Source organism: Actinomycetota bacterium, from assembly GCA_030682655.1.
Classification (GTDB): Bacteria; Actinomycetota; Coriobacteriia; order Anaerosomatales; family JAUXNU01; genus JAUXNU01.
On sequence record JAUXNU010000020.1, the window covers coordinates 1 to 2,203 of the forward strand.

The 2,203-nt window shown below is 63.4% G+C and carries 2 protein-coding genes; both read left to right on the forward strand.

Annotated elements, in window-relative coordinates:
* Positions 1–193 precede the first annotated feature (193 nt).
* Positions 194–946 carry a DUF4388 domain-containing protein gene (locus Q8K99_01200; protein ID MDP2181173.1) on the forward strand — a complete coding sequence of 251 codons (753 nt, stop codon included), beginning with the start codon at positions 194–196 and terminating at the stop codon, positions 944–946.
* Between the two features lie 6 nt (positions 947–952).
* Positions 953–2,203, forward strand: a 1,251-nt coding sequence (locus Q8K99_01205) for a CheR family methyltransferase (GenBank protein MDP2181174.1), incomplete at its 3' end; no start/stop codon positions are given.

Consider the following 2,203-nt stretch of genomic DNA (forward strand, 5'->3'; position numbering starts at 1 on the left):
ACCCTCGGTGCTGCGCGGATTTCCGTTACACGACACTAGTGAACCGTGCTCCGGACTCTGCTGAGCGCGGACTCCCGCTCGTTCCAATGTCGCAGGTCGCCGTGGTAGGATTGGCTCGCGCGGCCGAGTCGCGGGTTTGCCCCTGCCTGACGGTCCGCGCGACGGCCTGATTCGGACTTCCTGGAGGTCTTCAGTGGCGCTCGAGGGCAACCTCAAGGACTTCTCTTTGGCGGACATGTTCCGTTTGCTCGCCACGGGTCATAAGACCGGCACGCTTTTCATGGAGCGCTCGGAAGGCGAGGGCCGCGTCTGCTTCAAGAAGGGCCGCGTGTTCTTCGCGTCGTCGAACTACAACCGAGAGTCTTTGGGGAAGCGCCTGGTCAAGACCGGTGTCATCTCGGAGAAGCAGCTCCGCCAGGCGCTCGGCCTGCAGAAGATCCAGAAGAAGGAGAAAGCGGGCCGCCGTCTCGGCCAGATACTCGTGGACGAGGGCTACCTCGACGGCAAGGTGCTCGAGAACTTCATCCAGGAACAGATCTCCGACACGCTCTTCGATCTGTTCCGCTGGGAGGATGGTCAGCTCCGCTTCGAGCCTGACGAAACCTGCGACGACGAGGACATCGGCATCTCGGTCTCGGTCGAGAACATCATCATGGAGTCCTCGCGCCGCCTCGAGCTGTGGAACCGCATCCGCCAGAAGATACCGTCGGTGGAGACACGCTTCATCATGGCCGGCGCCCCCGGCGACAAGTCGATCGAGATCCATCTCAAGCCGCGCGAGTGGATGCTCCTGTGCTACCTGCACGGTGGCCGCTCCGTGCGAGAACTCGTCGAGCTCACCGGCTACAACGACTTCGAAACCGCTAAGATCCTGTACGGCATGTACTCGGCAGGCCTCGTGGAGAAGGTCGGCGCCGCCGACGAAGCCCCCGTGGCAGGCGCGTAGAGCCCGATGGCCGCTTCCGGCGAGAGCCTCTCCAAAGACCTCACTGTCGAGGAATTCGCTCGGTTTCGCGACTGGATCCAGAAGCACTCCGGCATCTACCTCGAGGACAACAAGGCGGACTCGCTTCGCATCTCGCTCATCACGCGCGCCACGCGCCTCGCGATGCCATCGCTCGACGCCTACTTCGAGCTGCTCTCGACCGACGAGGTCGAGTTCAAGGAGCTCATGAACCTCGTCACCATAAACGAGACGAGCTTCTTCCGCTTCCCGGCCCAGTTCGACGCCTTTCGCACGAAGGTCATCCCGGAGGTCCTCGAGGGCAAGTCCAAGGTCAGTCGCGCCTTTCGCGTGTGGTCCGCCGGCTGTTCTACCGGCGAGGAACCCTACACCATCGCGATGTCGATGTTCGATTCTGGCCTGGAGGGTCTGGGCTATCGGCTCGAGGTTCTCGGCACTGATGTCTCTACGAATGCGCTCCAGCGCGCCCGCGACGGTGTGTATCCGCCCAGATCGCTCGCGAACTTGGAGCGCAGCGTCGTGCAGCGCTACTTCGAGGCTGCCCCGGACGGTCACCGCGTGGCGAAACGCGTCCGCGACATCTGCGATTTCAGCTTCCACAACCTCATCAAGGAGCCCTACCCGCTGGCGCTCATGGGCAATTGGGACGTCATCTTCTGCCGCAACGTGACCATCTACTTCCGGCTCGACTCCACTCGCCGGGTGGTCAACAACTTCTTCGACAGCCTCAATCCGGGGGGTTTTCTCTTCATCGGCCACTCTGAAACGCTCACGAGCATCTCGGATCGGTTCGAACCTGTGGAGATCGACGGCGTGTTCCTCTACCGCAAGCCGCGCCTCCGGCGCCACGTTTCTTTCAGCGCCGTGAAAGCGGCGCGCTCGTCCGAGACGTCGGCGTCAGCCGGACGGCTCTCGTCAGAAGGCGCGACGACTCACCCGGGGCGACGGGCGGCCACCCCCGCGCCACCCCAGAGCGCTGATGATCAGGGCGAGGGGGGTGGCGAGGATCTCGTTGCGCAGGCTCGCGCGCTGCTTGCCGAGGGAGACCCGCGCGCGGCCCTTACGGTCGTGAGTCGCTTGCTCGCAGCCGATGTGAACGACGTGGAAGCGTACCTGCTCGCCGCATATGCGCACGCGGACACCGGCGACTTCGAGAAGGCGATCGAGGAGTGCTACAAGGCGCTTGCGATCAACCCGCTCGTGGCAGCTGCGCGCTATATCCTCGGCATCATCTATCAG